Origin of the sequence: Pseudomonas meliae (assembly GCF_001400515.1) — a bacterium.
Taxonomy (GTDB): domain Bacteria; phylum Pseudomonadota; class Gammaproteobacteria; order Pseudomonadales; family Pseudomonadaceae; genus Aquipseudomonas; species Aquipseudomonas amygdali.
Map to the genome: position 1 here is coordinate 1 of NZ_LJQT01000115.1, position 7575 is coordinate 7575.

Genomic DNA, 7575 nt, shown 5'->3' on the forward strand with positions numbered 1-7575 from the left:
AACGATAATCCCGACTATCGCGCCGATGCTCAGCGTCAGACATCTACCTTGAACGTTTCCGGCTCACGGAGATTCCAACACTGTATAGGCAGTAGTACGCTGCGGGGTCGAAACTTTCGAGAGGTCCTGCTTGCGCTGCCATGGAGTCTGTCTCTCAATTTGCCAAGGAATCATTCATGACCACTACCAAGAAAACCGCCCTCATTATCGGTGCTTCGCGTGGCCTCGGGCTCGGGCTGGTGCAGCGCTTGACCGAACAGGGCTGGCACGTCACCGCCACCGTACGTGATCCGCAAAACGCTGAAAACCTGAAAGCGGTCGAGGGCGTGCGCATCGAAGCGGTGGATCTGGACGAACCTGCTTCGCTGGAAGTGCTGGTCCAGAAGCTGCGCGGTGAAGTGTTCGACGTGCTGTTCGTCAATGCCGGCATCAGTGGCGCGGCACACCAGAGCGCTGCGAAGTCGACCGCTGCCGAACTCGGGCAGTTGTTCCTGACCAACGCTGTAGCGCCGATTCGTCTGGCCGAGCGCTTCGTTGAGCAAATCCGTCCCGGCACGGGCGTCCTGGCGTTCATGAGTTCGTGGCTGGGCAGCGTCACTTGCCCGGACGGCGCAAACCTTGCGCTGTACAAGGCCAGCAAGGCTGCACTCAATTCGATGACCAATACCTTTGTCACCGAGCTGGGCGAGAACCGTCCTACCGTGCTGTCGATGCATCCGGGTTGGGTGAAGACCGACATGGGCGGCGAAAATGCCGCCATCGACGTCATGACCAGCACCACCGGGCTTGTCGAACAGCTCAATGCCTACGCAGGCAAGGGCGGCCATCACTTCATCGATTATCAGGGCAAGACGATTGCCTGGTAATCGGCTGCTCGACTAGAATCGCCGTCCTTCGCCGGGGCGCACCTGACCCCGGCGACCCTGGATCAGCAGACAGGGCAACACTGAGCTGGCTAACCTGAACCTGTCTTTCAGAGGAGCCGGCCCATGCCTGCGATCCGTATCTGGTTGAAAAATCCCCTTGCCGTGTTCACTGCCAATGACCTGGACGCCCGTGGCGGTCTGGTGATCGAAGGCGGCGTCATCACTGAAGTGCTGGCCGCCGGACAACAACCGTCGACGCCCTGCACACAGACATTCGATGCCCGCGAGCATGTGCTGCTGCCGGGGCTGATCAACACGCACCATCACTTCTATCAAACCCTCACCCGCGCTTGGGCACCGGTGGTCAACCAGCCATTATTCCCGTGGCTGAAAACCCTGTACCCGGTGTGGGCGCGCCTGACGCCAGAGAAGCTCGCGGTCGCCAGCAAGGTGGCGCTGGCCGAGCTGTTACTGTCCGGGTGCACAACCGCTGCCGACCACCACTATCTGTTTCCCGACGGGCTTGAACACGCCATCGATGTTCAGGTGCAAAGCGTCCGCGAGTTGGGTATGCGCGCAATGTTGACGCGTGGTTCGATGAGCCTTGGCGAAGCGGATGGAGGCTTGCCGCCGCAGCAAACCGTGCAGCAGGGTGAGGTGATTCTGGCCGACAGTCAGCGCCTGATCGAGACCTATCACGAGCGCGGCGATGGTGCGCAGATCCAGATCGCGCTGGCACCCTGCTCGCCGTTTTCGGTCACGCCGCAGATCATGTCCGAGAGTGCCGCCATGGCCGAAAAGCTCGACGTGCGCCTGCACACCCACCTGGCTGAAACCCTCGACGAAGAGGACTTCTGCCTGCAACGCTTCGGCCTGCGCACCGTGGATTATCTGGACAGTGTCGGCTGGTTGGGACCGCGTACCTGGCTGGCCCATGGCATCCACTTCAACCCCGACGAAATCGCCCGTCTCGGCGCAGCAGGCACCGGCGTCTGTCACTGCCCAAGCTCGAACATGCGCCTGGCTTCTGGCATCTGCCCGACGCTGGAGCTGATCGCTGCCGGCGCGCCGCTGGGGCTCGGGGTCGATGGTTCGGCGTCCAACGATGCATCGAACATGATCCTCGAAACCCGCCAGGCGCTTTACCTGCAACGCCTGCGCTACGGCGCCGAAAAAATCACTCCGCAGCTCGTGCTGGGCTGGGCCACCAAGGGGTCGGCGCAATTGCTGGGACGCACTGACCTCGGTGAACTGGCGGTGGGCAAACAGGCTGATCTGGCGTTGTTCAAGCTGGACGAACTGCGCTTTTCCGGCAGCCATGATCCGCTCTCGGCGCTGCTGCTGTGCGGCGCGGACCGTGCCGATCGGGTGATGATCGCAGGACAATGGCGAGTGATCGACGGCCAGGTCGAAGGCCTGGACATCAAGCAGTTGATTGCCGATCACAGCCAGGCCGCGCGGGAGTTGATTCGGGGCTGAACGTGCGGGGCGATAATCTCAACTATCGTGCGACGCTCCGCGTCGGCATGCCGTTCAGGACGCTCTGCGTCCTCTTGCGACGCAGAGCGTGGGAGCGATAGGCAATAGGCCCTAAAGCCCCAGACACGAGAGCATGATGAACGTCGCGAACAGCACGAAGTGGGTCATGCCTTCGATGGCGTTGGTTTCGCCGTCGTTGAGGTTGATGGCGGACACCAGCAGGGTGATGAAGATCATCACGGTCTGCACCGGCGTCATGGCCATCTGGAACGGCTGGCCACTGTAAAGCGCCATCGCTTCCATGACCGGAACCGTCAGAATCACGGTGGACAACGATGCACCCAAAGCAATGTTGACCACTGACTGCATGCGGTTGGCGAGTGCCGCGCGCAGGGCGGTCAGAATCTCCGGTGCAGCGGAAATGGCGGCTACCAGAATGGCGGTCATCACTGGCGGTGCCCCCGTCCCTTCCAGGCCCAGGTCGACCGTCTTGGACATCACTTCAGCCAGCGCGCCAATCACCACCACACCGGTGACCAATGTGACAATCGAGCGGGTCAGGTTGACCGGCTCTGCATGCTGTTCAGCCTGATCCGAGCCCTGGCGCTTTTTCTTTTCCGGGTAGCTGTAGCTGAAAAAGTAGCTGTGCGGGCCGACCTGCATGCGCAGGAACAGCGTGTAGAGCAGAATCATCGCGCCAATGGTGAACGCCGAATAGATCTTCCAGTCGCCTTTGGGGATGAACTCGGGCACCACCATCGACACGCCCATGGCGGTGAGGATCATCACGCTATAGGTGCGCGCCGAGTCATCGTTATAGGACTGCTCGCCGTGCTTGATACCGCCCATCAGCGCGGCCAGGCCAAGGATGCCGTTGATGTCGAGCATGACCGCCGAGTAAATGGTGTCTCGCACCAGCGTCGGCGATGGTTCGTTGCTCATCATGATCGCCAGAATCACCACTTCGACCAGCACCGCCGAGAGCGTGAGGATCATCGTCCCGTAGGGATCACCGACCTTTTCCGCGAGCATTTCGGCGTGGTGCGCGACGCGCATCGAGGCGCAGACGATGAAGCCGACCAGCGCCAACCCGGAAACCAGTGCGACGACCTGTCCGTTGCCCAGCAGCACATGCTCCAGCGGATAGGCGACAAACATGGCAATGATTGCCAGCAGTAGAAACTTTTCTTGCTTGAGCAAAGCGCCCATTACTTTCTCCAAACCCTTGCGACAGATCGCCGCGGATAGTCATGAACGTGTCTGTCATTGAAGCCGTTCAGAGTGCGGTGTGTGACAAAAGGTTTCAACAAATGACCCGAATGAGAACCGCACCCACGCGTAAATGACTTTTGATCCCGTCGCCACGATGTGAAATAGTGCCCGCCGTTTTCAACAATAGTGCCCGCCGTTTTCTTCGCGGCCTTCAGGGCGCGCCTGTTTTTCATGATTCCGCTTTGTTAGAAAGGACCTTCGCCATGCGTGCTTTTCGACTTCCGCATCTGCTGGCTTGCGGCCTGCTGACCCTGATGGCCAGCGCCGCCCAGGCCGCGCCTATCGACATTGATGACGGCCAACACAAAGTCCACCTGCCTGACACTCCCAAGCGCGTCGTGGTGCTGGAGTTCTCGTTTCTCGACGGCCTGGCGTCGGTCGGCGTAACACCCGTCGGTGCCGCGGACGATGGCGATGCCAACCGGGTACTGCCCAAAGTGCGTAAGGCGGTAGGCGAATGGCAGTCCGTGGGGCTGCGCTCGCAACCCAATATAGAAGTGATCGCGCGGCTCAAGCCGGACCTGATCATTGCCGACCTCGGCCGCCATCAGGCGCTTTACAACGATCTGGCCAGCCTGGCACCCACACTGATGCTGCCGTCGCGCGGCGAGGATTATCAGGGCAGTCTGAAATCTGCCGAGCTGATCGGCGTGGCGCTCGGCAAAGGCCCAGAGATGCAGGCGCGGATCGCGGAGAACCGCCAGCACCTGAAGACTGTTGCCGATCAGATTCCGGCCAACACCAACGTGCTGTTCGGCGTCGCCCGCGAAGACAGCTTCTCGGTACATGGCCCGCACTCTTATGCGGGCAGCGTGTTGCAGGCGATCGGTCTGAAGGTCCCGGAAGTACGCAAAGACGCCGCGCCCACCGAATTCGTCAGCCTGGAGCAGTTGCTGGCATTGGACCCGAACTGGTTGCTGGTCGGTCATTATCGTCGCCCGAGCATCGTCGACAGCTGGAGCAAGCAGCCGCTGTGGCAGGTGCTTGGCGCAGTACGTAACAAGCAGGTAGCTGAAGTGGATGGCGACAGCTGGGCGCGCAATCGCGGGATCATGGCGTCCGAGCAGATCGCCGACGATGCGCTTGCCGTACTCAAGGGCGGCAAGGCCGTGCTGAACCCGTAAATGCGCCGCTGGCTGATGGCGGGCGTGATCACCGCGACCTGCCTGGGACTGTTCTGGGTGTCGCTGTTCGCCCTGTCTTCGTTCAGCATTCGTCAGGTAGATGCCTGGAACGGACTGTTCACGCAGGGTCGCGAGGGCGGCAACATCGCTTATATCGTTGCGCAATTGCGCGTGCCACGCGCCTTGTGCGCGGCGCTGGTCGGTGCCTGCCTCGGCGTGGCCGGGGCCTTGATGCAGGGCATCACGCGCAACCGTCTGGCCTCCCCCTCATTGTTTGGCGTTACGGCGGGCGCGGCGCTGGGGCTGGCGCTGTTTTCCACCGGGCTGGTCGCCCTGCCCTTCCCCGGCGGCGCGCTGCTGATGACCTGCCTCGGTGGTGCGTTGGCATGGATCACCGTGTTCAGTCTTGGCGGCGCATGGTCGCCTGCCACCGCTCAGGGGCGACTGGTGCTGGCGGGTGTCGCCGTCGCCGCGCTGTGCGCAGCCTTGACCCGCCTCACTGTGATTCTTGTCGAAGCACAGGCGCAAAGTGTCCTCAACTGGCTGGCCGGTTCACTGGCCAACGTCGGCGCGACGCAGTTGCAACTGCTCTGGCCTTGCACGCTGATCGGTCTGGTGCTGGCGATTGCCTGTGCGCCGCGCCTGAACCTGATCAACCTCGGCGAAGACGCTGCCCGCTCACTGGGCGTACGCATCGGTGCCTTGCGTCTGCTGGTGTTCGTGGTCAGCCTGCTGCTGGTTGGCGCCAGTGTCTGTGCAGTCGGGCCGATCGCCTTTGTCGGCCTGATCGCGCCGAACATCGCTCGCCAGTGGCTGGGCAATGACTACCGCTAGCTGATCCCGATCAGCGCCGGCCTGGGCGCGGCCATCGTGCTGGCCTCGGACCTGATCAGCCGCGCCGTGGCATTCCCCGTGGAAACGCCGGCCGGCGTGGTCACGGCGTTGATTGGCGCGCCGTTCTTTCTGTTTCTGGCGAGGCGCGCGCTATGAACCAGTCCCGCTCACGGCTGTTGTTGCTGATTGTGTTACTGGTACTGGCCCTGCTGTTGAGCCTCAGCGCGGGCACCGTCTGGCTGACGCCCGGCGCGGTGCTTGATCATCTGATCGCCCACGACAGCAAGGACTTCGAAGTCTGGAATCACCGCCTGCCACGCGGACTGATCGCAATCATGACCGGCTGCGCGTTCGGCCTGGCGGGTGCCATCGTGCAAGGTGTGATTCGCAACCCGCTGGCCTCGCCGGAAATTCTTGGCGTGACCCAGGGCGCAGGGCTGGCGCTGACCATCGCGATTATCGGCCTGCCGCAATTGCCGGTGGCCACGCTGCCGTTTGTGGCGTGTCTGGGCGGTGCAGCGGGGGCATTGCTGATGACGTTGTACAACACCGGCGTGCAGTTTTCCGGCGTGCGTTTCGCGCTCTCCGGGGTAGCGATTGCCGTGACGCTGTCGAGCATCACCGAATTTCTGATTCTGTCCAACCCGCTGGATATCAATACCGCCCTGCTGGCCCTGACCGGCAGTTTGTGGAGCCGTAACTGGCACCATGTGTTGCTGGCCTCGCCGCTTCTGCTGCTGATCCCGCTCAGCTTGCTGCTGGCCAAACCGCTGAACCTGATCGGCCTGGGCGATGAAGCAGCGCAGAGCCTGGGTACCGGCCTCAAACGTACGCGCTGGCTGGCGATGAGCAGTGCCGTGCTGTTGACCAGCCTGGGCGTGGGCATCATCGGACCGGTGAGTTTTGTCGGGCTGGTCGCGCCACACATGGCACGCCGTCTGGTCGGCGGTCATCATCAATACCTGCTGCCCGCCTCCATGGTATTGGGCGCGTTATTGCTGGTGCTGGCCGATACGCTGGGGCGCACATTGATCGCACCCAGCGAGATCCCCGCCGGTATTCTCACGGCGGTGATTGGCGCTCCGTATTTCCTCTGGCTGCTGGCCCGATTCAAAGGTTGATCCCATGAGTATTCTGAAGGCGCAGCAACTCGACATCGGCTATGGCGCAACGCGGATCGTGCAAGACCTGTCATTCAGCCCGCCGCCTGCGCAGGTCACCGCGCTGATCGGCCCCAACGGTTGCGGCAAATCCACACTGCTAAAAGCGTTTGCACGGATTCTCACCCCGCAATCGGGCAGCCTCAGCCTGGACGGCAAAGCCTATAGCCAGCTCTCCGCCAAAGAGCTGGCCCGCAAGGTGGCTTTTCTGCCGCAAGTGCTGCCCATTCCAGAAGGCGTCAGTGTGCGTCAACTGGTGGCTTACGGTCGCAGCCCGCACAACAGTCTGTGGGGACGCTTGAGCGGGGCCGATCAGCACAGTGTCGAACAGGCGCTGCAACGCATGGAGCTGGAAACCCTGGCCGACCGGCCGCTGTCCGACCTTTCCGGCGGGCAGCGCCAACGAGCGTGGCTGGCGATGATCCTTGCGCAGGACGCGGCCATCGTCCTGCTCGACGAGCCGACCACCTATCTGGACATCAGCCATCAGGTCGAACTGCTGGACCTGATGCGCGAACTCAGCGCCGAAGGCAAAACCGTGATTACCGTGCTGCACGACATCAATCAGGCCTGTCGCTATGCCGACCATCTGGCGGTCATGCAGGGTGGACGTCTGGTGACCTGCGGCGCGCCGGGCGAGGTGCTGACAGCCGAGCTGGTCTGCCAGGTGTTCGATGTGCAGGTGCAGATCATGCGCGAACCCGTGGCCGGTACGCCAATGTGCATTGTCGAGCGCAGCACGCGCTGTACCAGTTAGCGGCGCAGCCCACCGCACCTGCACCTTCTCGCTGCACTACGCGTTACACACAAGTCTGTTTTAGATTCTGGCCGAAGGCCGTG

6 protein-coding genes and 1 pseudogene are annotated in these 7575 nt (G+C 62.2%); 6 read left to right on the top strand and 1 reads right to left on the bottom strand.

The features are described 5' to 3' along the window. The first annotated feature begins 176 nt into the window (after nucleotides 1-176). The gene (locus ALO64_RS05270) at nucleotides 177-866 is read left to right on the top strand and encodes an SDR family oxidoreductase (protein WP_005731188.1); all 690 of its coding nucleotides are present in this window, start codon (nucleotides 177-179) and stop codon (nucleotides 864-866) included. A gap of 123 nt (nucleotides 867-989) precedes the next feature. Beyond that, complete coding sequence (locus ALO64_RS05275) at nucleotides 990-2345, top strand: 8-oxoguanine deaminase (protein WP_044344029.1); 1356 nt, start codon at nucleotides 990-992, stop codon at nucleotides 2343-2345. A gap of 111 nt (nucleotides 2346-2456) precedes the next feature. On the opposite strand, the gene ALO64_RS05280 is transcribed toward ALO64_RS05275, so the two are convergent. Then, on the bottom strand, nucleotides 2457-3554 hold the full coding sequence (locus tag ALO64_RS05280) for a calcium:proton antiporter (RefSeq protein ID WP_004659338.1): 1098 nt from the start codon (nucleotides 3552-3554) through the stop codon (nucleotides 2457-2459). A gap of 266 nt (nucleotides 3555-3820) precedes the next feature. Between ALO64_RS05280 and ALO64_RS05285 the strand changes: the two genes are divergently transcribed. The 4 genes and pseudogenes from ALO64_RS05285 (at nucleotide 3821) to fecE (ending at nucleotide 7492) form a co-directional block, all read left to right on the top strand. Beyond that, the gene (locus tag ALO64_RS05285) at nucleotides 3821-4741 is read left to right on the top strand and encodes a Fe(3+) dicitrate ABC transporter substrate-binding protein FecB (protein WP_005731186.1); all 921 of its coding nucleotides are present in this window, start codon (nucleotides 3821-3823) and stop codon (nucleotides 4739-4741) included. Then, nucleotides 4742-5731 (top strand): annotated as a pseudogene (gene fecC, locus ALO64_RS05290) (iron-dicitrate ABC transporter permease FecC). Next, nucleotides 5728-6696 (top strand): FecCD family ABC transporter permease, encoded by a 969-nt coding sequence (locus ALO64_RS05295; protein ID WP_044344028.1) that lies wholly within the window; start codon nucleotides 5728-5730, stop codon nucleotides 6694-6696. The pseudogene fecC and the gene ALO64_RS05295 overlap by 4 nt, the downstream one beginning before the upstream one ends. A gap of 4 nt (nucleotides 6697-6700) precedes the next feature. Continuing rightward, nucleotides 6701-7492, top strand: a complete 792-nt coding sequence (gene fecE / locus ALO64_RS05300; protein ID WP_002555521.1) for a Fe(3+) dicitrate ABC transporter ATP-binding protein FecE — start codon at nucleotides 6701-6703, stop codon at nucleotides 7490-7492. The last annotated feature ends 83 nt before the right edge of the window (nucleotides 7493-7575 follow it).

Coding starts and splice junctions, on each gene's coding strand:
- ALO64_RS05285 (WP_005731186.1), top strand. CDS start 3,821: ATGCGTGCTTTTCGACTTCCGCATCTGCTGGCTTGCGGCCTGCTGACC.
- ALO64_RS05275 (WP_044344029.1), top strand. CDS start 990: ATGCCTGCGATCCGTATCTGGTTGAAAAATCCCCTTGCCGTGTTCACT.
- ALO64_RS05280 (WP_004659338.1), bottom strand. CDS start 3,554: ATGGGCGCTTTGCTCAAGCAAGAAAAGTTTCTACTGCTGGCAATCATT.
- fecE (WP_002555521.1), top strand. CDS start 6,701: ATGAGTATTCTGAAGGCGCAGCAACTCGACATCGGCTATGGCGCAACG.
- ALO64_RS05270 (WP_005731188.1), top strand. CDS start 177: ATGACCACTACCAAGAAAACCGCCCTCATTATCGGTGCTTCGCGTGGC.
- ALO64_RS05295 (WP_044344028.1), top strand. CDS start 5,728: ATGAACCAGTCCCGCTCACGGCTGTTGTTGCTGATTGTGTTACTGGTA.